Source organism: Mesorhizobium sp. WSM4989, from assembly GCF_029625795.1.
Taxonomy (GTDB): Bacteria; Pseudomonadota; Alphaproteobacteria; order Rhizobiales; family Rhizobiaceae; genus Mesorhizobium.
Genome location: NZ_JARTVN010000002.1, coordinates 2,121,572 through 2,142,037 on the forward strand (window position 1 = coordinate 2,121,572; position 20,466 = coordinate 2,142,037).

Sequence of the window (20,466 nt, forward strand, 5' to 3'; positions counted from 1 at the left end):
GATCTCCATCCGATCAAGCATTGTCCGATTTGCGGTTCGAAGCAAACAGCGGCGGCCGAATGCATCCCAAAGCGGTGGCGCCCGGAGGGGAATCTGCCTGCAAATTGCGCTATCTGCTCAAGTTTTGCGCAGACGGATGGAGGAGCGATGTATAGGCTTTGGGCGTCGATGGCGCATCCGATGCAGCGGATGACGCGGATTTGCATTCGGATGCGGCAAGGCATGGAAATCGCCCGATACCGCCCTCAACCTCCGGTAATTGGCACGCTTCGTGCTTGATGAAGGCGCAAGCGGGGCGCGCAACCCGTCTCTTTGGCAGTGGAGGCCACTTTCTACATGAAAAAGATCGAAGCGATCATCAAGCCATTCAAGCTGGACGAAGTGAAGGAAGCGCTTCAGGAGGCTGGGCTGCAAGGCATCACCGTCACCGAGGCCAAGGGTTTCGGTCGTCAGAAGGGCCATACCGAGCTTTATCGGGGCGCCGAATATGTCGTCGACTTCCTGCCCAAGGTGAAGATCGAGGTCGTGCTCGGCGACGACGCCGTCGAAGGCGCCATCGAAGCCATACGCAAGGCGGCGCAGACCGGCCGCATCGGCGACGGCAAGATCTTCGTCTCCAACATCGAGGAAGTCGTTCGCATCCGCACCGGCGAGACCGGCATGGACGCGGTCTGACTCCACCCGTCTTCCTGAACCGTCATCATCAAAAAAACGTCAGCACACAGGGATACATGACATGACGACAGCCAAAGACATCATGAAGCAGATCAAGGACAACGATGTAAAATTCGTCGACCTGCGCTTCACCGATCCGAGGGGCAAGCTGCAGCATGTGACGATGGACGTCGTCGAGGTCGAGGAAGACATGTTCGCCGACGGCGTCATGTTCGACGGTTCCTCGATCGCGGGCTGGAAGGCGATCAACGAGTCCGACATGGTGCTGATGCCGGACACGGATACGGTCCACATGGATCCGTTCTTCGCCCAGTCGACCATGGTCATCCTGTGCGACATCCTCGATCCGATCTCGGGCGAGGCCTACAATCGCGACCCGCGCGGCACCGCCAAGAAGGCCGAAGCCTACATGAAGTCGGAAGGCATCGGCGACACCATCTATGTCGGCCCCGAAGCCGAGTTCTTCGTGTTCGATGACGTCAAGTACAAGGCCGATCCCTATAACACCGGGTTCCGCCTGGATTCGACCGAGCTGCCGTCCAACGACGACACCGACTATGAGACCGGCAATCTCGGCCATCGGCCGCGCATCAAGGGCGGCTACTTCCCTGTGCCGCCGATCGACTCCTGCCAGGACATGCGTTCCGAGATGCTGACGGTGCTCGCTGAAATGGGCGTGCGCGTCGAAAAGCATCACCACGAGGTCGCGGCCGCCCAGCACGAACTCGGCATCAAGTTCGACACGCTGGTGCGCAACGCCGACAAGATGCTGATCTATAAGTATGTCGTGCACCAGGTCGCCAATGCCTATGGCAAGACGGCCACTTTCATGCCGAAGCCGGTGTTCGGCGACAACGGCTCGGGCATGCACGTGCACCAGTCGATCTGGAAGGGCGGCAAGCCGACCTTCGCCGGCAACGAATACGCCGGCTTGTCGGAAACCTGCCTCTTCTACATCGGCGGCATCATCAGGCACGCCAAGGCGATCAACGCCTTCACCAACCCGCTCACCAACTCCTATAAGCGTCTGGTGCCGGGTTACGAAGCGCCGGTGCTGCTCGCCTATTCGGCGCGCAACCGTTCCGCCTCCTGCCGCATTCCGTTCGGCTCCTCGCCGAAGTCGAAGCGCGTCGAGGTCCGCTTCCCCGATCCGGGCGCGAACCCCTATCTCGGCTTTGCCGCCATGCTGATGGCGGGTCTCGACGGCATCAAGAACAAGATCCATCCCGGACAGCCGATGGACAAGGATCTCTACGACCTGCCGCCGAAGGAATTGAAGAAGATCCCGACGGTCTGCGGCTCCCTGCGCGAAGCGTTGCAGAACCTCGACAAGGACCGCGGCTTCCTGAAGGCAGGCGGCGTCTTCGACGACGACCAGATCGACTCTTATATCGAGCTCAAGATGGCGGAGGTGATGCGCTTCGAAATGACCCCGCACCCGGTCGAGTACGACATGTACTATTCGGTGTAAGCGACTGCATTCCCGACAGAAAACAACCCCGGCGAAAGCCGGGGTTTTTTCGTGAACAGCTCGCCAGAGGGCGGAAAGGCTGCAGGACGCGCCTCGTCAGAACAGCAGGCCTGCACTGTCGCGCGAGCGAGGCTTCTCATGGCCGCCAAGCGAGCCAGGCCTATAAAAAAGCCCCAGCATTTCGCCGGGGCTTTTTTGAAGCTTCGCTGGCCTGGCGCGGACTGCCGCCCACGCCGTAAAAGCATCACGCCGCTGCCGAGACCTTCGCGTCGGTCGCGACCTCCGAGATCGTCTTCAAGACCTGCGAGGCGATCTGGTAGGGGTCGCCCTGGGAGTTCGGGCGGCGGTCTTCCAGATAGCCCTTGTAGTCGTTCTTGATGAAGGAGTGCGGCACGCGGATCGAGGCACCGCGGTCGGCAACGCCATAGGAGAACTTGTTCCACGGCGCAGTCTCATGCTTGCCAGTCAGGCGCTTGTCGTTGTCCGGACCATAGACAGCGATGTGATCCATCAGGTTCTTTTCGAACTGGGCCATCAGCGCCTCGAAATAGGCCTTGCCGCCGATTTCGCGCATGTACTTGGTCGAGAAGTTGCAGTGCATGCCCGAGCCGTTCCAGTCGGTATCGCCAAGCGGCTTGCAGTGGAACTCGATGTCGATGCCGTACTTTTCGGTAAGGCGCAGCAGCAGGTAGCGCGCCATCCAGATCTGGTCGGCGGCCTTCTTGGAGCCCTTGCCGAAGATCTGGAACTCCCACTGGCCCTTGGCCACTTCGGCGTTGATGCCTTCATGATTGATGCCGGCTGCGAGACAGAGGTCGAGATGCTCCTCGACGATCTGGCGCGCGACATCGCCGACATTCTTGTAGCCGACGCCGGTGTAATAAGGTCCCTGCGGCGCCGGATAGCCGCTCTCGGGGAAGCCGAGCGGGCGGCCATCCTTGTAGAAGAAATATTCCTGCTCAAAGCCGAACCAGGCGTCCTCGTCGTCCAGGATCGTCGCGCGGCTGTTCGATGCATGCGGGGTGACGCCATCGGGCATCATGACTTCGCACATGACGAGAACGCCGTTGGTGCGCGCCGGATCCGGATAGAGCGCAACCGGCTTCAGCACGCAGTCGGAGCTGCGGCCTTCGGCCTGGTTCGTGGAAGAGCCGTCGAAGCCCCACAGTGGCAGCTGCTCGAGCGTCGGGAACTCGGCAAACTCCTTGATCTGGGTCTTGCCGCGCAGATTGGGGGTCGGGGTGTAGCCGTCGAGCCAAATATACTCGAGTTTGTATTTGGTCATTCCAGTGCCTCTCGTTGCTTGGACGCCGGGGCGGCATCAACGCATGGCCGGACCGAGCCGGCCTGCCGTGCGCTAAAATGCAATTCGTATGCCACTCTCCTCGTCCAGGGTGCGGCAAAATGGTCATCGCAAAGCCTTGATTTTGCTGAGCCTGCGCAGCAATGCGCGGCGATCGTTCAGGCGCGCTTTCTGCATAAATATTGTGCAGCGACTGATCTTTTTGTGAGCATATTGCCTAAATGAATCGCAGAACCTATCTTGGGAACAGATTTGAATCGACTTGCTCCTGAAGAGGGTAGGAGGCCGCCAATGGATGTCACCACGTCCCGTCCTTCGGCAAAGATCCTGATGTTCCCGCTTGCAGGCCGGGCGTCTGCCTCAAATTTAGGCGCAAAGGCGAAATTCGCGGCAGAGCTTGCCTCGTTGCGCAATACGCACGCAGATTTCGACGGCTGGTACCATCAGGCGGCAATCGAGGAAGAACACAAGCAGCGCAAAAGCTGACCAAATTCTTTCCAGCTCGAGACGAGAAAAAGCCCGGCGCGATCGCTCGCGCCGGGCTCTTCATTTGCCGAGGATCGGCTACTGCTTGGCGTCCAGATCGGTGCCCAGCGTATCCCTGACGAAGATCATGCCGATGATCAGCGACATCGCGGCGATCACCACTGGGTACCAGAGGCCGTAATAGATGTCGCCCTTGTAGGCGCTGAGTGCGAACACCGTTGCCGGCAGCAGGCCGCCGAACCAGCCATTGCCGATATGGTAAGGCAGCGACATGCCGGTATAGCGGATGCGGGTCGGGAACATCTCGACCAGAATCGCGGCGATCGGCCCGTAGACCATGGTCACGAACACGACCAGGATGAACAGGATGCCGATCGTCACCGGCCAATTCACCGCCTCCGGATCGGCGACCATGGCAAAGGCACCACCGCCCGGGATGTTGTAGACAGTGACCTCGGGGGCGCCGGCCGCTTCCTCCTTGGTCAGCAGCTTGTCGGCCACCGCCTTGTCGGTCGGAACGGTCGTTTTCTCGCCGCCGCGGATCGCCGCGGCATCGAGCTTCAGTTCCGGATTGGCTGCGACGAAGGCGTCGAGCTTCTGATCCGGCACCTTGGCCGCGGCCCGCTTCAGCGGATAGCCGCCATCCTGCAGGGACATGTTGACGGCCTTTTGGAAGGCGGCCTCCTTGGCCTTGGCCTGATCGCCGGCAGCGACGGCGTCATAGGACTGCACTGTCTCGTTGCCGATCTTGACCTTGGCGGCCGTGCCGGGTGCCGCGGTCGAAACGACGTCGTAAGGCACCGAGTTCTTGGTCAGGAACGAGGTCGCGATATCGCAGGATGTCGTGAACTTCGCCGTGCCGACCGGATTGAACTGGAACCTGCAGTCGCCGGGTGCCGCGGTCACCGTCGCGCGCGTGTTCTGCTGTGCGGTGGCCAGCGCGGGATTGGCGGCCCAGGTCAGCGCCTTGAACAGCGGGAAGGTGCAGACGATTCCCAAAGCAAGGCCGGCCATGATGATCGGCTTGCGGCCGATCTTGTCGGACAGCCAGCCGAACACGACGAAGAAGATCGAGCCGACGGCAAGCGCGATCGCGATCATGACGTTGACCGACCACGCGTCGACCTTCAGCACGTTCTGCAGGAAGAACAGCGCGTAGAACTGGCCGTTGTACCAGATCACGGCCTGGCCTGCGGTGAGGCCGAGCAGCGCCAGAAGCGCGATCTTGGCGTTCTTCCACTGGCCGAAGGCTTCTGACAGCGGCGCCTTGGAGCCCTTGCCCTCCTCCTTCATGCGCTGGAAGGTCGGCGACTCCGAAAGCGACAGCCGGATCCAGATCGAAATGGCAAGCAGCAGGAAGGAGACGATGAAGGGAATGCGCCAGCCCCAGGCAGCGTAGGTTTCCTTGCTGAGCGAACCCTGGACGATGAGGATGACGATCAGCGACAGGAATAGGCCGAGCGTTGCCGTCGTCTGGATCCAGGAGGTGTAGAAGCCGCGGCGATCGTCCGGCGCGTGCTCTGCGACATAGGTTGCGGCACCGCCATATTCGCCGCCAAGCGCCAGCCCCTGCAGCATGCGCAGCCCGATCAGTATCACCGGCGCCGCGATGCCCCAGCTGGCATAGCCGGGCAGCAGGCCGACCAGGAAGGTCGACAGGCCCATGATCGTCATGGTGACGAGGAAGGTGTATTTGCGGCCGACGAGGTCGCCGATGCGGCCGAACACAAGCGCGCCGAAGGGACGGACGAGGAAGCCGGCGGCGAAAGCCAGCAGCGCGAAGATGTTGCGCGTCGCCTCGGGGATGGTCGGGCTGAAGAAGGTCGCGCCGATGAAGGCGGCCAGCGAACCGTAAAGATAGAAATCGTACCATTCGAAAACGGTACCGAGCGAGGAGGCGAAGATGACCTTCTTTTCCTCCCGCGTCATGCCGCGGCTTTTTCCGCCGGCGGTCGATGCCATTGCCATTGATATATCCTCCCGTGGATCCCGTCTGTCCTCGATGGCTGCGCGCCACCGTCCGCAATTCCTCCGAACGCGGACTCAAAAACGCGGCCAACGAAGGAAAAAATGGCAGAAAGCGCCCCGGAAAGGCACCGCGACGATGGGATTATGACTTTGGTATTAGATGCAATGCGAAGCGGAGCTCAGGCTTTGAGCGCCTCAAGCAGGCTGACTGCCGCCATCATGTCGCGCTTGCGGGCGGAGCGGCGCGCGACGGCTTCGGCATCCTGGCCCCAGTGCTCGATCTGCCAGTCTTCGTCGACATGGCCGGCGGCCCAGGCCTCCTCGCCGTCGAGCTCGCCGAAGTCGACGGCAAGCGCCAGCAGCGCTGAGCCGGTCAGCGAGGTCATGACGTGGATCGCGGCCAGACGCAGCGGCTCGGCGCGCTGGGCAAGATGAGCGCCAAGGACGGCGATCGTCTCGCGCGGCTGCTCGACATGGATGACACCTTCGGCGAGGTTGAAGCGCACGCCGAGGTTGCTTCTTGCCCAATCGAGAACCGGATCCCAGAGCCTGTTCTGACGGTCTACCAGCCCCTGCGGGCCATCGGCTCGGTAGCAAAGCAGGTCCGACGAAGCGAAGCGCAGGACATCCTCCAGCACCGCTTGCGGGTCGCTGGCCACACCGTCGAATGCCGTGTTGGCAAGGCGCATCACCGGCATGGTCACAGGGTCGATGATCTCGCGCTGGGCGGAAAATTCGTCAGCAACCAGCGTCGCGGCTCCTTCAGTCGGCAACACCAGCAGCGCCTTTCCCGGCGTGCGGACCGGCCTGCCGTCCAGATGGACGGCAAAACCGCCTTCGACCGGCACTACCGAAACCGCCTTGTAGAAGCGCTTCGGCAGCGGCGTCTTCATCTGGATCTGGGCGCGGCGCACCGGATCGGGATCTGAAAGCTGCTTTCCCGCTTCGAGGTCGTTGAGGATGTCGCGCATCTCGAACTCCTTACGCTGGGACCTGCTTGCGCGACGGCCGATTGACGATGATCAGCCCGGCCGCGATCAGGCCCAGTGCCAGGAAGATCCTGATCGTCAGCGGCTCGCCCAAAAGCACGGCGCCGCACAGAACACCGAACACCGGCGACAGGAAGGCGAAGCTGGACAGGCCTGCCGCCGGATAGCGCGTGAGCAGCCAGAACCACAAAACATAGGTGAAAGCGACGATATAGAAAGACTGGAACATCAATGCCAGTGTCGGCAGTGCAGCGATTTCGCGGATGGGCGGGCCGGCGAACGGCATCACAAGGGCACCGACGACGGCGGCGCCGGCGAGTTGATAGAGCAGAAGCTTCTCGGCGCTGGTCTCGACCAGCTTCGATCGCTTGATGACGATGCTGGTCAACGCCCACAGGATGCCCGAGCCAAGACTGAGCAGATCGCCCGTCAGCGTCGCGTCATTGCCGGCGAAGATGCCGTCTGAGAACACGGCCAGAAGCCCGCAGAAAGCAAGCACGAGGCCCCCAAGCTTGCGCGCGTTGATGCGCTCGCCGAGCAAAAAATGGCCGCCGATCAGTACCCAGAACGGCATGGTGTTGACCAACAGCGTGTTGCGAGCGACGGTCGTGTATTCCAGCCCGATATAGAGAAACAGGAACTCGACGCCGAAGAGCACGCCGACGACAATGCCGGCGCTGAGCGTCCCATCCGCTTCAAACAGCTTGATGCCGCGCAACCGGCACCAGCCGAGAACGCACAGCCCGCCGATGATCGAGCGCGCGATCGATACGAAGACCGGATCGTAGCCGGCATAGGAGACCTTGGCGGCGACGTAGTTCAGGCCCCAGGACAATGTCAGCCCGACCATCATGGCGGCCGCGGTCATGTCGACCGCGTCGCGTCGGCCGAATGTATCGGCAGCACCGCTCAATTGTCGTCCTCCGCGCTCTGCTCATCGAAGCCGAGCAAGTTCCAGCTTTGGCGCATATGCGGCGGCATCGGCGCGGTAACATCGATGACGCCCTGGTCTGGATGCGGGATAACGATGCGGCGCGCGTGAAGATGAAGGCGGTTCTGGATGCCGCCGGGAAACTCCCAATTGGTGTCGGCCTCGAAATATTTGGGATCGCCGATGATCGGGCAGCCGATATGGGCGGCATGGACGCGAAGCTGGTGGGTGCGGCCGGTATAAGGTTCCATTTCCAGCCAGGACAGCGACTGCGCCGCCTGCTCGGCCACGCGGTAATAGGAAACGGCATGGTCGGCGCCCTTCTCGCCATGCTTGGCGATGCGCACGCGGTCGCCGTCCGGCGTCGCCTCCTTGACCAGCCAGGTCGAGATCTTGTCCTCGCGCTTCGGCGGCACGCCCTTGACCAAGGCCCAATAGGTTTTCTTCGTCTCGCGCGCCCGGAACGCTTCCGACAGCTTCATCGCGGCAAGGCGGGTGCGGGCAACGACCAGCACGCCGGAAGTGTCGCGGTCGAGGCGATGGACGAGGCGCGGCTTCTCGCCCTTCTGGTTGCGCCAGGCCTCGAGCATGTCGTCGACATTGCGCGTGACGCCGGAGCCGCCCTGCACGGCAAGCCCGGCAGGCTTGTTGAAGACGAAGACCTTCGGGTCCTCGTGCAGCAGCATCTTGGCCAGCACATCGGCATCGCCCTGGTTGCGGATCGAATGGCCAGTGAGCGCGGCGTCGCCCTTCTTGTCGACTTCGAGCGGCGGAATGCGCACGGTCTGCCCGGGCTCGACGCGCGTGTCGGCCTTGACGCGGCCGCCATCGACGCGGACCTGGCCCGAGCGCAAGAGCTTTTGCAGGTGACCGAAGCCGAGGCCCGGATAATGGACCTTGAACCAGCGGTCGAGCCGCATGCCCGCTTCGTCGGCCTCCACAGTGATTTGTTCGACACCTGCCATGGTTACGCTTTTCCGGTTGAAAGCGGCGCCATAGCACTAAGGCAAAGAGGTTGCGAGCCAAAGACCCAACAACGGACAAAGATCGCGCCAAAGAGCTTTGCGGAGCCGCAGGCGCGGACGCTTCAGTTTGCGGCGGCCTTCTTGGCCTTGGACGAGCCGATCATCTTCCAGTTCTTGTAGAACATGGAATTGATGCGCTCGACGCTGACCGAGACGATGGCGAGAAGGTTGGCGATCGGGCCGGGGAATGGCGATGGACGGATGATATCCATGAACACGCAGTAGCGGCGTCCGTCATATTCGTTCACCGAACGGTGCAGCAGCGTGTCGTCGAAAATGTAAAGCGGGTTGTCGTGCCAGTAGTTCCTGGCGCCGTTGCACTCGACGAAAATCTCAGCCTTGACCGGCAACAGGTTGTAGAGGATGCGCAGGCTGAGCCGCAGCGGCCCGAAATGCCAGGAAGTCGATTCCTTGCCTCTGAAGACTGAGACCGCGATGGTCTTGATGTATTTGAAGTCCTTGTTGAATTCCGCGACGTTGTCGATCTTGTGCTTGCCATACCACTGATAGACATACATGCCGCGCCGACCGGTGCCGAAATTGGCGTCGATATCGGCGATGATCTCGTCCTTGCGAGCCTTGAAGACGTCGAGAACCTCGTTGACCTCGCGCTGATAGTCTGCGGGGAACTGCTCCAGCTTCCATACGCCCGGGTTCCGATAGCAAAGCAGGTCGACCAAAAGGTTGAATGGCGACAGCAGCCAGGTGAAGATGCCGTTGCCCAGGAAATAGCCGCGGAACAACGACAGATCCTTGTTTGCATTGCGCATCACGTCGATCAGACCGCAGACGATCCAGATCGTGGTCAGGATCGGGATAAAATAAAAGCCAAGCGCGAGAAGCGGGACTGCGATAGCAGCCTGACGAAGAGTCTTACGGGTTTGCTTTGTCATAGTCTTTCGCTTGGGAGCGCGATCCTGTTCGCATGAGCCAAATCACGGCGACCTCCGCCAGCCGTGCGCCTTCATAGGATTTTTCATGACGCGGCACAATCTGGAACAGGTTTGCCCGCTCACGATCGCGCCAGCATCTCGACTTTGCTGTCATGCCGACGAAGCTTCGCCGCGAAGCACCCGAGCCCGCCGAGTCGCGGAAGCGGCTATTCCCGCTCTTTGCGCAGCTTTGCCCAGTATTCCAACCGCTTCTTGACCTCGCGCTCGAAGCCGCGCTCGGGCGGATCGTAGAAAGTGCGGCGGCCCATCTTTTCCGGGAAATAGTCCTGGCCGGAAAAGGCATCCGGCTCGTCGTGGTCGTAGCGGTAGCCGGCGCCGTAATCCTCTTCCTTCATCAGCTTGGTCGGCGCGTTGAGGATGTGCTTGGGCGGCAGCAGCGAGCCGAATTCCTTGGCCGCTTGTGTGGCCGCCTTGAAGGCGGTGTAGACGGCATTCGACTTGGGCGCGGTGGCGAGGTAGACGGTGGCCTCGGCGAAGGCGAGTTCGCCCTCGGGCGAGCCGAGATAATCGTAGGCGTCCTTTGCGGCATTGGCGACGACCAGGGCCTGCGGATCGGCAAGCCCGATATCTTCCACCGCCATGCGCACCAGCCGGCGGCCGAGATAGAGCGGATCCTCACCGGCATCGAACATGCGGGCGAGGTAATACAGCGCAGCGTCCGGATCCGAGCCGCGCACCGATTTATGCAGCGCCGAGATCAGGTTGTAATGGCCGTCCTGGCCCTTGTCGTAGATCGGCGCGCGACGCTGGATGACGCGCTGCAGGCCTTCGGGCCCAAACACCTCGCCCGGCTTGGCGGCGCGCCAGACCTCCTCGGCGAGCGTCAGCGAGGCACGACCGTCGCCATCGCTCATGCGGATCAGCATGGCCCGCGCCTCGTCGTCGAGCGGCAGCGCCCTGCCCTCGGTCGCCTCGGCCCGCTCCAGCAGCTTGGCGATGCTCTCCTCGTCCAGCGAGCGGAAGACGAGCACCCGCGCGCGGGACAGAAGCGCCGCGTTCAGCTCGAAGGATGGGTTCTCCGTCGTGGCGCCGACCAGCACCACCGTGCCGTCTTCCATGACCGGCAAAAAACCATCCTGCTGGGCACGATTGAAGCGATGGATCTCGTCGACGAAGAGCAGCGTCTGGCGGCCATTGGTCCGGCGCAGTTTTGCTGCCTCGAACACTTTCTTCAGGTCGGCGACGCCGGAAAACACCGCCGATATCTGCTCGAAGGAAAGGTGGGTTTCGCCGGCGAGCAACCGCGCCACCGTCGTCTTGCCGGTGCCGGGCGGGCCCCAGAAGATCATCGAGCCGAGCGTGCCGGAATTGATCAGCCGCGTCAGCGCGCCATCCGGGCCGGTCAAGTGCTCCTGGCCGACAACCTCGCCAAGGGTCTTCGGGCGCAACCGGTCAGCCAGCGGTCGGCCAGGCGGCGCCTTCTCCGGTTCATCGACGCTGAACAGATCGGCCATGCACTTTTATTTGGTTGGAACGCGGCCCCTTTTCCAGAGCCTGCTCAGTAACGCAACACCTGGCGCAGTATCTGCCCACCGCGCTCGACGGTAAACCGCCACCACCGCGTGTCCTGCTGCGCAATCTGTGCCAGCGTCGCCGCCTTATCGATGCTCGTGCCGTTCACTTCGCGCACGATGTCGCCCGGTTGGAAGCCGAAATCGGCGGCCGGTGAATCGCGGTTGATGTCGACCACGGTGACCCCCTTCATGTCGGTGCGCAGCCCGAGACGCTGGGCAAGGCGCGGCGAAAGCTCTGCCACCTTGGCCCCGGCGAAGGGGCTGCGGCCATGCAGCGTGACCTCGCTCGGCTTCGCGCCTTCGGGCGCGCGCTCCAGCGCAATCTCAAGCGTTGCCTGCTGGCCCTTGCTCAGCACGGCGAAGGTCGCCTTGGTGCCGATCGACAGCGTCGCCATGCGGTAATCCAGCGCCTCGATGCTTTCGACCGGGGTGTTGTTGAGCGACAGCACGACGTCGCCGGGCTTGAGCCCCGCCTTGCCGGCCGGTCCGGCCCCATCGACCGACGAGACCAGCGCGCCTGTCGGCTTTTCCATGCCAAGCGATTCCGCGATCTGGGGTGTCACGGCTTCAAACTCGGCGCCGATATAGGGCCGCTCGAAGAAATCCAGGCCGGCTTTGGCGGCGTCGGCGAAAGCCCTGACCATGTTCGACGGAATGGCGAAACCGATACCGATCGAGCCGCCGCTGCGGCTATAGATAGCCGTGTTGATGCCGACCAGCTGGCCGCCCATGTTGATCAGCGCGCCGCCGGAATTGCCGGGATTGATGGCGGCATCGGTCTGTATGAAATAGCCGGAGTCGGAAACGCCGATATGGCTGCGGGCAAGCGCCGAAACGATCCCGCTGGTGGTCGTCTGGCCGACGCCGAAGGGATTGCCGATGGCGAGCACCAGGTCGCCGACCTCGAGCGCGTCGGAATCGCCGATGGCGATCACCGGGAACGGCTTGTCGGCGGAAATCTTGAGCACGGCAAGATCGAGTGTCTCGTCCTTCAGCATCACCTTGGATGTGAACTCGCGCCCGTCGGCCGTCGCGACCTTCACCTCGTCGGCATCCTTGATGACATGGTAGTTGGTGACGATCACGCCGCTCGGATCGACCAGCACGCCGGAACCGAGCGAAGACTGCGCGCGCGGCTGCGCGCGGCCGAAGAACTCCTCGAAGAAGGGATCGCCCTCGAATGGCGAGGTCACCTTTGCGGTCTGCGAGGCGTAGACGTTGACCACGGCCGGCGCCGTCTGCTTGACCAGCGGCGCGAACGAAAGCTGCACCTCCTCGCGGCCGAACGGCACGCGCTTGTCGGGCCCGGAAGTGGAGTTCTCGCCCTCGACGCCATGCAAGAGATCGGTCAGCACGTCGGAAAGGCCAGGGTCGGCCGGCTTGGCGGCATCTTCTGCGAATGCCTGTCTGACGCTAGGAGCCGCGGCGAAAGCGGCAAGCGTGCACACCGCAATAAGAAACAGCCGTTTGAGGTGCATTCCGAATCCTCCAGATCAGGCGCCATTGTCCCGACGATTGTGCAGAATGAAAGGCTAAGGCGATGATATCGAATTATTTTCAGCCAGTAGCCGGCTATAGCTACAGGCGCAATCGGGTACCGCGGTTCGTCTGATGAAAAAACAGGTCGCTTCCTTCTGCGATTTCTTGGCAACCGGAACCTTGGGGCCGCTTTCCCCTGAGATGAAGCTGATCGATGTCGCGAAGGTGCTTGGCACGCCCGACGACTGGGACGTCGATGATGATGGTGACGTTCCGCTCTATTGGTGTTTCGGCAAGGTGGAGATTTCGTTCGACATTGCCGCTCCCTACCGGATGAACTGGTTTCAGGTCGAAGGCGCGGCCCAACTCAAGGGCAAATTCGAGCCTGTGACGGAACGGCTAAAGCTGTCCTTGGACAGATTCAGTGGAAAGACAAAACCCTCGGAGTTTCTTTCCGCCGGGCTCTGGGACCTTCAACGCACAAAGGTCCACTACGCCGCACTGAGCGATAGTGTCCTGCTAAACATTTGCGCCGGCTGCATCAAGGTGCACTTTCAAGTCGATACATCATTCATAGGTGATGGTGACCCGGTCAGGCATCTGGAAGAAGCAAAGCTAGGTCGGCTTTTGCGGGATATCGATCCCCGAACCAAGGTCGACAGCATCTATTCATATCCGCAACCTGCCGCCGAGGAGGTGCCTGGGGTGCTCAATTGGCGCGCGTTGTCCGGCCGTGACTATTTGGATATTCTCGGATAGCGCCAGACACAAGAACGCAAAAAGGGGCCCGAGGGCCCCTTGAATTCATTCGCTGAAAACCTGGCCTTATGCGGCCGCGGCTTCCTCGTCGCCGCCTTCGGCTTCGAGACGCGCGCGGTCGGCGGCGCCCTTGGCCGAGGTGTCGCGGTCGACGAACTCGATGACCGCCATGGCGGCATTGTCGCCGTGGCGGAAGCCCGCCTTCATGATGCGCAGGTAGCCGCCGTTGCGGCTGGCGTAGCGCGGTGCGATGGTTTCGAACAGGCGCTTGACGACGCCTTCATTGCCGATCTGCGCGATCACCTGGCGGCGGGCGTGCAGGTCGCCGCGCTTGCCGAGCGTCACCAGCTTCTCGACGATCGGACGCAGGTCCTTCGCCTTCGGCAGGGTGGTGACGATCTGCTCGTGCTCGATCAGAGACACTGCGAGGTTGGCGAACATCGACTTGCGGTGGCTTACGCTGCGGGCGAAGCGACGGCCTTTAAAACCGTGGCGCATGGCTCTTTTCCTTCTTTAGTTGTTCAAGAGGCCACGGCCTCTGATGGTTTTCCGCATGACCGTCGGATCGAGCGGCTCGCGCCGCCGATCCTTGGAATTCATGCTCAATACTGATCCTCGTAACGCTTGGCGAGGTCTTCGATGTTTTCCGGCGGCCAGTCCGGCACTTCCATGCCGAGGTGCAGACCCATCGCCGCCAGCACTTCCTTGATCTCGTTCAGCGACTTGCGGCCGAAATTCGGAGTGCGCAGCATCTCGGCTTCGGTCTTCTGGATCAGGTCGCCGATATAGACGATGTTGTCGTTCTTCAGGCAGTTGGCCGAACGCACCGAAAGCTCGAGCTCGTCGACCTTCTTGAGCAGCGCCGGGTTGAAGGCCAGCTCGGTGACGGCCTCGGTGGCGACTTCCTTCTGCGGCTCGTCGAAGTTGACGAACAGGCTGAGCTGGTCCTGCAGGATGCGGGCCGCGAAAGCCACGGCGTCCTCGCCCGAGATCGAACCGTCGGTCTCGATGGTCATGGTCAGCTTGTCGTAGTCGAGAACCTGGCCCTCGCGGGTGTTCTCGACCTTGTAGGAGACCTTCTTGACCGGCGAGTAGAGGCTGTCGACCGGGATCAAGCCGATCGGCGCGTCCTCGGCGCGGTTGCGCTCAGCCGGCACATAACCCTTGCCGGTGTCGACGGTGAATTCCATGCGGATCTCCGCGCCCTCGTCCAGCGTGCAGATCACGTGGTCGGGGTTGAGGATCTCGACGTCGCCGACCGTCTGGATGTCACCGGCAAGCACGGCGCCCGGGCCCTGCTTGCGCACGACCATGCGCTTGGGACCATCGCCTTCCATGCGGATGGCGATTTCCTTGATGTTGAGCACGATGTCGGTCACGTCCTCGCGCACGCCGGCGATGGACGAGAACTCATGCAGCACGCCGTCGATCTGCACGGCGGTGACGGCCGCACCGCGCAGCGAAGACAGAAGCACGCGCCGCAGCGCGTTGCCGAGCGTGAGGCCGAAGCCACGCTCGAGCGGCTCGGCCACAAGCGTGGTCAGCGTCTTCTTCTTCGACGAGAACTCGATCTTGTTCGGCTTGATCAGTTCCTGCCAGTTTTTCTGGATCATGGTGTCTTCCTTCCTTTGACCCGCCACCATCCAATCGTGGCGGGCAGCCTGGAATTGCCGCGGAGGAGCGCCCTGGCGCTCACGCGGCGTTCAAAAATATTAGACGCGGCGCTTCTTGCGCGGACGGCAGCCATTGTGCGGGATCGGCGTCACATCGCGAATCGAGGTGATGGTGAAGCCGGCCGCCTGCAGGGCGCGCAGCGCCGATTCACGGCCGGAGCCGGGTCCGCAGACCTCGACCTCGAGCATGCGCATGCCGTGTTCCTGGGCCTTCTTGGCGACGTCCTCGGCGGCCATCTGGGCGGCGAACGGGGTCGACTTGCGCGAACCCTTGAAGCCCTGGGCGCCGGCGGACGACCAGGCGATCGAATTGCCCTGCGCGTCGGTGATGGTGATCATCGTATTGTTGAAGGTCGAATTGACGTGGGCAACGCCCGACGAGATGTTCTTGCGTTCGCGACGGCGAACACGAGCGGCTTCCTTGGCCATGGTAGTCCTTTCAGTTGATCTCTACACCGCCGTAACGCCAGCGGCTCCACCTTCGTAAGGGAGTAGGGGAATAGGGCAGTAAGGGAGTGGGGAAATGAACGATCCGATTTCGGACTATTCCCTACTGCCTTACTCCCCTACCCCCTTATTCCCCTAATTACTTCTTCTTGCCGGCGATCGCCTTGGCCGGGCCCTTGCGGGTGCGCGCATTGGTATGCGTGCGCTGGCCGCGGACCGGCAGCGAGCGGCGGTGACGCAGGCCGCGGTAGCAGCCGAGGTCCATCAGCCGCTTGATGTTCATCGAGACCTCGCGGCGCAGGTCGCCTTCGACCTGGTAGTCGCGGTCGATCGTCTCGCGGATCTGCAGCACTTCCGCGTCGGTCAGCTGGTTGACGCGGCGGTCTGCCGGGATGCCGACCTTGTCGACGATCTCCTGGGCAAACTTCTTGCCGATGCCGTGAATGTACTGAAGCGCAATGACGACGCGCTTGTTGGTCGGAATGTTGACGCCGGCTATACGAGCCATGTTCTTTCATCTCCATTTGGGCCGGCCATCCTTCAAAAGGCAGGCCCGGCGCTATCTAAGTTGCCCCGCGTCCGGTGGAGGCCGGCCCTTGCGGGAGTTTCCTGGTTCAAAACGGATGCCCTGCCCTTGCGGGCAAGCAAAGTCCATGCCTGATAGGAAGACGGGCCGCCATACCCCAATGGCTTCTTCCAGTCAAGCGCAATCTTTGCTTGTCGGAGCGGCCTAGCTCACCGCCGCCGTGAGCACCTTCTCGATCTCCGCGGTCACCGCGTCGATGCTGGCCATGCCGTCAACGCTCTTCAGCCTGCCTTTGGCATAGTAGTAGCCGGTCAGCGGCGCCGTCTTCTTGTAATATTCTCGCAGGCGCTCCTCGAACACCGCCGGGTTGTCGTCCTTGCGCACCGGCTGGCCGGCCGCCTTGGCATCCTCGGCCCGCTTGACGATGCGCCCGACCAGCGCCTTGTCGTCGACGACGAGCTCGATGACGCTGTCGAGCGCGATGTTGCGCTCGGCGAGCATGGCTTCGACGGCATCGGCCTGCACCAGCGTGCGCGGATAACCGTCGAGGATGAAGCCCCTGGCGCAGTCGGGCTGGTCGATCCGCTCGGCAACGATCGCATTGACGATCGCGTCCGATACCAGCTCGCCGGCATCCATAACCGCCTTGGCCCGCTTGCCGACTTCGGTTCCGGCCTGGACGGCGGCACGCAGCATGTCTCCCGTCGAAAGCTGGGGTATGCCGTGTTTTTCTACCAGTCTCTGTGCTTGCGTCCCCTTGCCCGCTCCTGGCGGCCCAAGCAATATCAGCCTCATCTGCTCCTCTTACCCCCGCGCAACTTCGACTTCTTGATCAGGCCCTCATACTGGTGCGCGATCAGGTGACCCTGAATCTGCGCCACCGTGTCGAGCGTGACACTGACCACGATCAGAAGCGATGTGCCACCGAGATAGAAAGGTACGCCAGTCGCTGAAATCAGGAACTCAGGCAGCAGACACACCAGCACCAGGTAGATGGCGCCGATGACGGTGATACGCGTCAGAACATAGTCGATATATTCGGCGGTGCGCTCGCCCGGACGATAGCCCGGGATGAAGCCGGAATGCTTCTTGAGCTGGTCGGCCGTGTCCTTCGGGTTGAAGACGATTGCCGTATAGAAGAAGGCGAAGAAAATGATCATCGCCGCATAGAACGCCATATAGAGCGGCTGGCCGTGGCCCAGCGCCGCAAGAACCGTGCTCGCCCAGGCAGGCAGGTTGGTGGTCTGCGAGAAGCCGGCAACCGTTGCCGGGAGAAGCAGCAGCGAGGAGGCGAAGATCGGCGGGATGACGCCCGAGGTGTTGAGCTTCAGCGGCAGATGCGAGGTGTCGCCTTGGAACATGCGGTTGCCGACCTGCCGCTTCGGATACTGGATGAGCAGGCGGCGCTGGGCGCGCTCGAAGAAGACGATGACGCCGATGACGACGACGGCGAGCACGATGATCGCGAGAATCAGGCTCGTGGACAGCGCACCGGTGCGGCCGAGTTCCAGCGTGCCTGAAATGGCGTGCGGCAGACCGGCGACGATGCCCGAGAAGATGATCAGCGAAATGCCGTTGCCGATGCCGCGCGCGGTGATCTGCTCGCCGAGCCACATCAGGAACATGGTCCCGCCGACAAGCGTGACGACGGTCGAGATGCGGAAGAACATGCCGGGATCGGTGACGATACCGTTGCCGCCCTCCAGCCCGACCGAAATGCCGTAGGCCTGCACCAAGGCCAGCAGCACGGTGCCGTAGCGCGTGTACTGGTTGATGATCTTGCGGCCCTGCTCGCCTTCCTTCTTCAGCGCTTCCAGCGACGGGATGACCGAGGTCATCAGCTGCATGATGATGGAAGCGGAGATGTAGGGCATGATGCCGAGCGCGAAGATCGCCATGCGCTGCACGGCGCCGCCGGCAAACATGTTGAACATGCCGAGCACGCCCTTGCTCTGCGAGGAGAAGGCCTGCGCGAAAGCGTCGGGATTGATCCCGGGAAGCGGGATGTAGGTGCCGAGGCGGTAGACGAGCAGCGCGCCGACGGTGAACCAGATGCGCTTCTTCAGATCCTCGGCCTTGGCGAAGGCCGCAAAATTCAGATTGGAGGCTAGTTGTTCAGCAGCCGAAGCCATGCCTGATTTTCTCCGCTAGAGCATGATGCCGAAAAGTGTGAAGCGGTTTTCGGAAGACATCATCCTCTACTTCATTGATTATGCTCTACTTCATTGATTTCTATGTCGCGCTCGATGCCCGCAGCTCAGGCGGCGCGTGTCACCGAAGCTCACGAGATAAGCTCCGGACCGTCAACATGCAAGCGGCCGCGTTGACGCGGCCGCCTAATTGATCAGATCAAAGCGCGGACGGGCGGCAAAAATGAAACCATACCCGCCGGCCGCGCTTCAAATCGCCGTTACTCGGCGGCGGCCGCTTCCGGCAGCTTCACCGAACCGCCGGCCTTCTCGATCTTCTCGATCGCAGCTTTGGAGGCGCCGGCGACGTCGAAGCTGAGCTTGGCCTTGAGCTCGCCGTCGGAGAGCACGCGCACGCCGTCCTTGGCGCGGCGGATGACGCCGGCAGCGATCAGGGTCTCAGCCGTCACGGTCTCCTTCGCGTCGAGCTTCTTGGCATCGACGGCAGCCTGGATGCGGGCAAGCGACACGACGGTGAAGCTCTTGGCGAACAGGTTGTTGAAGCCGCGCTTTGGCAGGCGCCGGTAAAGCGGCATCTGGCCGCCCTCGAAGCCGTTGATGGCAACGCCCGAGCGTGCCTTCTGGCCCTTGACGCCGCGACCGGCGGTCTTGCCAGAGCCGGAGCCGATGCCGCGACCGAGGCGCTTCCTGGAGTGCGTGGCGCCGTCCTTGTCACGCAGATCGTTGAGTTTCATGTTTCTGTCTCCTGCGCTTCCGTTCAGGCCTCGTCCACAACGCGGACGAGGTGCTGGACGGCGGCGATCATGCCGCGCACCGAAGGGGTGTCTTCCAGCGTACGCCGCTTGTGCATCTTGTTGAGGCCGAGGCCGACCAGCGTCGCGCGCTGCTCCTTCGGCCGGCGGATCGGCGAACCGATCTGCTCGACGGTGATGGTCTTGGTAGCTTTCTTGGCCATGGTCGAAATCCCTGGTCAGCGTCGACTATTCTTCGGTCGCGACGGCGGTGCCGCGGCGGGCCTGAAGGGTCGAGTACTTGATGCCGCGCGCAGCTGCCACATCCTTCGGATGCATCTGGCTCTTCAGCGCGTCGAAGGTGGCGCGAACCATGTTGTAGGGGTTCGACGAACCCATCGACTTGGCGACCACGTCGTGCATGCCGAGCGTCTCGAAGACGGCGCGCATCGGGCCGCCCGCGATGATGCCGGTACCCTGCTTGGCGGCGCGCAGCAGAACGCGTCCGGCGCCCCAGCGGCCCTCGACGTCGTGATGCAGCGTGCGGCCCGAACGCAGCGGCACGAAGATCATGTCGCGCTTGGCCGATTCGGTCGCCTTGCGGATCGCCTCCGGCACTTCGCGCGCCTTGCCGTGGCCGAAGCCGACGCGGCCCTTCTGGTCGCCGACGACGACAAGCGCGGCAAAGCCGAAGCGACGGCCGCCCTTCACCACCTTGGCGACGCGGTTGATGTGGACAAGCTTGTCCACCATGCCGTCGTCGCGCTCTTCGCGTTCACGCTCGCGGCCGCGGCCGCCTTCCCTACGTTCCTGTGCCATATCCTAGTCCTTGTTCTTTTCCGGAAGCACGGGTTGCTGTTTGCCGGCGCCTCTAGCGACCACCGGCGGTGAATTTCTCCTTTGCATGATCCTGTCCGAAAAGTCTGCAACTTTTCGGGATCATGCATTAGAAGCTCAGACCGCCTTCGCGGGCAGCCTCGGCCAGCGCCTTGACGCGGCCGTGATAGATGTACGGGCCGCGGTCGAAGACGACTTCCTTGACGCCGGCCTTCGACGCGCGCTCGGCGATCAGCTTGCCGACCGCGGCAGCGGCGGCGCTGTCGGCGCCGGTCTTGAGCGAGCCCTTCAGGTCCTTCTCCAGGGTCGAGGCGGCGGCGAGCGTGTGGCCCTTGGCGTCGTCGATGACCTGGACGTAGATGTGCTTCGAGGTGCGGTGCACCGAAAGCCGCGGCCGCTCGCCGGCGACCTTCTTGAGCTGGCGGCGCACGCGCTGCGCGCGGCGCTGGGTGGTTTCTTTGGGGCTAGCCATGATTCTGTTCCTTGCCTTCAGAAAACGGGGGCAACCGTGTGCGGTAGGCCAAGCCTCCCGCGGTCGCGCCCCGCGGC

At 62.4% G+C, this 20,466-nt stretch carries 22 protein-coding genes; 4 read left to right on the forward strand and 18 right to left on the reverse strand.

Going from position 1 to position 20,466, the window contains the following annotated elements:
* Positions 1 to 336 precede the first annotated feature (336 nt).
* Together P9217_RS23060 and glnA are read left to right on the forward strand one after the other, a co-directional pair.
* On the forward strand, positions 337 to 675 hold the full coding sequence (locus P9217_RS23060; RefSeq protein WP_006205430.1) for a P-II family nitrogen regulator: 339 nt from the start codon (positions 337 to 339) through the stop codon (positions 673 to 675).
* A 61-nt stretch (positions 676 to 736) separates the two neighbouring features.
* Positions 737 to 2,146 (forward strand): type I glutamate--ammonia ligase, encoded by a 1,410-nt coding sequence (gene glnA, locus P9217_RS23065; protein WP_066989632.1) that lies wholly within the window; start codon positions 737 to 739, stop codon positions 2,144 to 2,146.
* Between the two features lie 244 nt (positions 2,147 to 2,390).
* Here glnA and P9217_RS23070 read toward each other — a convergent pair whose 3' ends face one another.
* Positions 2,391 to 3,431 carry a glutamine synthetase beta-grasp domain-containing protein gene (locus P9217_RS23070; RefSeq protein ID WP_278055897.1) on the reverse strand — a complete coding sequence of 347 codons (1,041 nt, stop codon included), beginning with the start codon at positions 3,429 to 3,431 and terminating at the stop codon, positions 2,391 to 2,393.
* Positions 3,432 to 3,740: 309 nt separating this feature from the next.
* Here P9217_RS23070 and P9217_RS23075 point away from each other — a divergent pair, with 309 nt between their 5' ends.
* Complete coding sequence (locus tag P9217_RS23075) at positions 3,741 to 3,935, forward strand: DUF2735 domain-containing protein (protein ID WP_067321438.1); 195 nt, start codon at positions 3,741 to 3,743, stop codon at positions 3,933 to 3,935.
* A 78-nt stretch (positions 3,936 to 4,013) separates the two neighbouring features.
* Here P9217_RS23075 and P9217_RS23080 read toward each other — a convergent pair whose 3' ends face one another.
* The 7 genes from P9217_RS23080 to P9217_RS23110 all read right to left on the reverse strand — a co-directional run bounded on the left by P9217_RS23080 (position 4,014) and on the right by P9217_RS23110 (position 12,793).
* Positions 4,014 to 5,903 carry an MFS transporter gene (locus P9217_RS23080; protein ID WP_278087607.1) on the reverse strand — a complete coding sequence of 630 codons (1,890 nt, stop codon included), beginning with the start codon at positions 5,901 to 5,903 and terminating at the stop codon, positions 4,014 to 4,016.
* Positions 5,904 to 6,082: 179 nt separating this feature from the next.
* Positions 6,083 to 6,874 carry an ATP12 family chaperone protein gene (locus P9217_RS23085; protein ID WP_278087608.1) on the reverse strand — a complete coding sequence of 264 codons (792 nt, stop codon included), beginning with the start codon at positions 6,872 to 6,874 and terminating at the stop codon, positions 6,083 to 6,085.
* Positions 6,875 to 6,884: 10 nt separating this feature from the next.
* Entirely contained in the window at positions 6,885 to 7,760 is an 876-nt protein-coding gene (locus tag P9217_RS23090) for a DMT family transporter (RefSeq protein WP_067321630.1), read from the reverse strand.
* 41 nt (positions 7,761 to 7,801) lie between these two features.
* Positions 7,802 to 8,788 carry an RluA family pseudouridine synthase gene (locus tag P9217_RS23095; protein ID WP_278087609.1) on the reverse strand — a complete coding sequence of 329 codons (987 nt, stop codon included), beginning with the start codon at positions 8,786 to 8,788 and terminating at the stop codon, positions 7,802 to 7,804.
* A gap of 122 nt (positions 8,789 to 8,910) precedes the next feature.
* The gene (locus P9217_RS23100) at positions 8,911 to 9,741 is read right to left on the reverse strand and encodes an aspartyl/asparaginyl beta-hydroxylase domain-containing protein (RefSeq protein ID WP_278087610.1); all 831 of its coding nucleotides are present in this window, start codon (positions 9,739 to 9,741) and stop codon (positions 8,911 to 8,913) included.
* 206 nt (positions 9,742 to 9,947) lie between these two features.
* Entirely contained in the window at positions 9,948 to 11,255 is a 1,308-nt protein-coding gene (locus P9217_RS23105; RefSeq protein WP_278087611.1) for a replication-associated recombination protein A, read from the reverse strand.
* A gap of 44 nt (positions 11,256 to 11,299) precedes the next feature.
* Positions 11,300 to 12,793 carry a DegQ family serine endoprotease gene (locus P9217_RS23110; protein ID WP_095825450.1) on the reverse strand — a complete coding sequence of 498 codons (1,494 nt, stop codon included), beginning with the start codon at positions 12,791 to 12,793 and terminating at the stop codon, positions 11,300 to 11,302.
* 133 nt (positions 12,794 to 12,926) lie between these two features.
* On the opposite strand from P9217_RS23110, the gene P9217_RS23115 reads away from it, so the two are divergent.
* The gene (locus P9217_RS23115) at positions 12,927 to 13,553 is read left to right on the forward strand and encodes a hypothetical protein (RefSeq protein WP_278055901.1); all 627 of its coding nucleotides are present in this window, start codon (positions 12,927 to 12,929) and stop codon (positions 13,551 to 13,553) included.
* Between the two features lie 66 nt (positions 13,554 to 13,619).
* Here the strand turns inward: P9217_RS23115 and rplQ are convergent, their stop codons facing one another.
* From rplQ to rplR, 10 genes are all read right to left on the reverse strand, one after another.
* Complete coding sequence (gene rplQ, locus P9217_RS23120) at positions 13,620 to 14,051, reverse strand: 50S ribosomal protein L17 (protein ID WP_095800672.1); 432 nt, start codon at positions 14,049 to 14,051, stop codon at positions 13,620 to 13,622.
* 104 nt (positions 14,052 to 14,155) lie between these two features.
* Positions 14,156 to 15,166, reverse strand: coding sequence for a DNA-directed RNA polymerase subunit alpha (locus tag P9217_RS23125; protein ID WP_059188661.1), 1,011 nt, complete (start codon positions 15,164 to 15,166; stop codon positions 14,156 to 14,158).
* Positions 15,167 to 15,265: 99 nt separating this feature from the next.
* Positions 15,266 to 15,655, reverse strand: coding sequence for a 30S ribosomal protein S11 (rpsK, locus tag P9217_RS23130; RefSeq protein ID WP_006205444.1), 390 nt, complete (start codon positions 15,653 to 15,655; stop codon positions 15,266 to 15,268).
* Positions 15,656 to 15,812: 157 nt separating this feature from the next.
* Positions 15,813 to 16,181: a 30S ribosomal protein S13 gene (gene rpsM, locus P9217_RS23135; RefSeq protein ID WP_027170351.1), complete on the reverse strand. Its 369-nt coding sequence runs from the start codon at positions 16,179 to 16,181 to the stop codon at positions 15,813 to 15,815.
* A 222-nt stretch (positions 16,182 to 16,403) separates the two neighbouring features.
* Positions 16,404 to 16,994, reverse strand: coding sequence for an adenylate kinase (locus P9217_RS23140; protein ID WP_095780445.1), 591 nt, complete (start codon positions 16,992 to 16,994; stop codon positions 16,404 to 16,406).
* Positions 16,991 to 18,331, reverse strand: a complete 1,341-nt coding sequence (secY, locus tag P9217_RS23145) for a preprotein translocase subunit SecY (RefSeq protein ID WP_066989608.1) — start codon at positions 18,329 to 18,331, stop codon at positions 16,991 to 16,993. The genes P9217_RS23140 and secY overlap by 4 nt, the downstream gene beginning before the upstream one ends.
* Positions 18,332 to 18,609: 278 nt before the next feature.
* Positions 18,610 to 19,083 carry a 50S ribosomal protein L15 gene (rplO, locus tag P9217_RS23150; RefSeq protein ID WP_066989606.1) on the reverse strand — a complete coding sequence of 158 codons (474 nt, stop codon included), beginning with the start codon at positions 19,081 to 19,083 and terminating at the stop codon, positions 18,610 to 18,612.
* Between the two features lie 23 nt (positions 19,084 to 19,106).
* Positions 19,107 to 19,304, reverse strand: a complete 198-nt coding sequence (rpmD, locus tag P9217_RS23155) for a 50S ribosomal protein L30 (protein WP_027170355.1) — start codon at positions 19,302 to 19,304, stop codon at positions 19,107 to 19,109.
* A 25-nt stretch (positions 19,305 to 19,329) separates the two neighbouring features.
* Positions 19,330 to 19,899, reverse strand: a complete 570-nt coding sequence (rpsE, locus tag P9217_RS23160; protein WP_095807478.1) for a 30S ribosomal protein S5 — start codon at positions 19,897 to 19,899, stop codon at positions 19,330 to 19,332.
* Between the two features lie 127 nt (positions 19,900 to 20,026).
* Positions 20,027 to 20,389 (reverse strand): 50S ribosomal protein L18, encoded by a 363-nt coding sequence (gene rplR, locus P9217_RS23165; RefSeq protein ID WP_127248175.1) that lies wholly within the window; start codon positions 20,387 to 20,389, stop codon positions 20,027 to 20,029.
* Between the last annotated feature and the right edge of the window lie 77 nt (positions 20,390 to 20,466).

Bases quoted from the DNA above. Each gene is read 5' to 3' on its own strand.
- rplQ (WP_095800672.1), bottom strand. From the start codon at position 14,051: ATGCGCCACGGTTTTAAAGGCCGTCGCTTCGCCCGCAGCGTAAGCCAC.
- secY (WP_066989608.1), bottom strand. From the start codon at position 18,331: ATGGCTTCGGCTGCTGAACAACTAGCCTCCAATCTGAATTTTGCGGCC.
- P9217_RS23110 (WP_095825450.1), bottom strand. From the start codon at position 12,793: ATGCACCTCAAACGGCTGTTTCTTATTGCGGTGTGCACGCTTGCCGCT.
- P9217_RS23105 (WP_278087611.1), bottom strand. From the start codon at position 11,255: ATGGCCGATCTGTTCAGCGTCGATGAACCGGAGAAGGCGCCGCCTGGC.
- P9217_RS23070 (WP_278055897.1), bottom strand. From the start codon at position 3,431: ATGACCAAATACAAACTCGAGTATATTTGGCTCGACGGCTACACCCCG.
- P9217_RS23125 (WP_059188661.1), bottom strand. From the start codon at position 15,166: ATGATCCAGAAAAACTGGCAGGAACTGATCAAGCCGAACAAGATCGAG.
- P9217_RS23090 (WP_067321630.1), bottom strand. From the start codon at position 7,760: ATGACCGCGGCCGCCATGATGGTCGGGCTGACATTGTCCTGGGGCCTG.
- rpsK (WP_006205444.1), bottom strand. From the start codon at position 15,655: ATGGCCAAGGAAGCCGCTCGTGTTCGCCGTCGCGAACGCAAGAACATC.
- rplO (WP_066989606.1), bottom strand. From the start codon at position 19,083: ATGAAACTCAACGATCTGCGTGACAAGGACGGCGCCACGCACTCCAGG.
- P9217_RS23100 (WP_278087610.1), bottom strand. From the start codon at position 9,741: ATGACAAAGCAAACCCGTAAGACTCTTCGTCAGGCTGCTATCGCAGTC.
- P9217_RS23080 (WP_278087607.1), bottom strand. From the start codon at position 5,903: ATGGCAATGGCATCGACCGCCGGCGGAAAAAGCCGCGGCATGACGCGG.
- rpmD (WP_027170355.1), bottom strand. From the start codon at position 19,304: ATGGCCAAGAAAGCTACCAAGACCATCACCGTCGAGCAGATCGGTTCG.
- P9217_RS23060 (WP_006205430.1), top strand. From the start codon at position 337: ATGAAAAAGATCGAAGCGATCATCAAGCCATTCAAGCTGGACGAAGTG.
- rpsM (WP_027170351.1), bottom strand. From the start codon at position 16,181: ATGGCTCGTATAGCCGGCGTCAACATTCCGACCAACAAGCGCGTCGTC.
- P9217_RS23085 (WP_278087608.1), bottom strand. From the start codon at position 6,874: ATGCGCGACATCCTCAACGACCTCGAAGCGGGAAAGCAGCTTTCAGAT.
- rplR (WP_127248175.1), bottom strand. From the start codon at position 20,389: ATGGCTAGCCCCAAAGAAACCACCCAGCGCCGCGCGCAGCGCGTGCGC.
- P9217_RS23140 (WP_095780445.1), bottom strand. From the start codon at position 16,994: ATGAGGCTGATATTGCTTGGGCCGCCAGGAGCGGGCAAGGGGACGCAA.
- glnA (WP_066989632.1), top strand. From the start codon at position 737: ATGACGACAGCCAAAGACATCATGAAGCAGATCAAGGACAACGATGTA.
- P9217_RS23075 (WP_067321438.1), top strand. From the start codon at position 3,741: ATGGATGTCACCACGTCCCGTCCTTCGGCAAAGATCCTGATGTTCCCG.
- P9217_RS23095 (WP_278087609.1), bottom strand. From the start codon at position 8,788: ATGGCAGGTGTCGAACAAATCACTGTGGAGGCCGACGAAGCGGGCATG.
- P9217_RS23115 (WP_278055901.1), top strand. From the start codon at position 12,927: ATGAAAAAACAGGTCGCTTCCTTCTGCGATTTCTTGGCAACCGGAACC.
- rpsE (WP_095807478.1), bottom strand. From the start codon at position 19,899: ATGGCACAGGAACGTAGGGAAGGCGGCCGCGGCCGCGAGCGTGAACGC.